Raw genomic sequence first — 643 nt, forward strand, 5'->3', positions numbered from 1 at the left:
CGCCGCAGGGCCGGCAGGGACGCGGCCAGGCGGTCCATGCGGCTGACGGTGGCGCGCTGGAGGTCCAGCGCCTGGGCACGGACGGCGTACCAGTCCCAGAGCGGGCCCAGCACCAGCAGCCAGGCCAGCATCAGCCCGATCGCCAGCATGCCCAGGGCGAGCAGCCGTCCCTCTCGCCCCTCGGGCAGGGTGCGCACCATTGTCCGCAGTGATTTCATCCTCTGGTCCATGATCTGCGTGGCCTCGCATCCCGCCTCCGAAATCCACAGGACGAATTCCGGATGGCAATGGGACACCAAGCCATTGATTTAACTACCGCCCGACATCGGCGCGAATCGAAAACAGACTGGCATTCTGTCCCGACACGCGCGTCACCGGGGCGACGAAGGACGGATTGCGGAAGGCCGGGTCCCTGCTGAGCGCCTGGATCAGCCCGGTGGCCTCGGAGGACTGGCCGCTGATGATCAACTGGCCCTGGCGCAGGATCAGGTCGGTCAGGAAACTGTCGTCGGGCAGGACCTGCGTCGTGACCGCCAGGACCGCCAGCGGATCGCCCCATTGCCGGCGCGCCCCGGCGATGACGGTCACGCCCGCCTGGCGGTCTTCGACCTGCCGGCGCAGCAGGGCCGCCTGCTGGGCCGCG

General features: G+C 69.2%; 1 protein-coding gene and 1 pseudogene. Both read right to left on the bottom strand.

Annotation, left to right across the window (positions count from 1 at the left end):
* Positions 1-218 (bottom strand): annotated as a pseudogene (locus HUK84_RS21780) (type II secretion system protein GspM); the annotation flags it as partial.
* A 94-nt stretch (positions 219-312) separates the two neighbouring features.
* Positions 313-643 (bottom strand): PilN domain-containing protein (locus tag HUK84_RS21785; protein ID WP_176641992.1); only part of this gene is annotated, 331 nt, incomplete at its 5' end.

Origin of the sequence: Nguyenibacter vanlangensis (assembly GCF_013376155.1) — a bacterium.
GTDB lineage: Bacteria > Pseudomonadota > Alphaproteobacteria > Acetobacterales > Acetobacteraceae > Gluconacetobacter > Gluconacetobacter vanlangensis.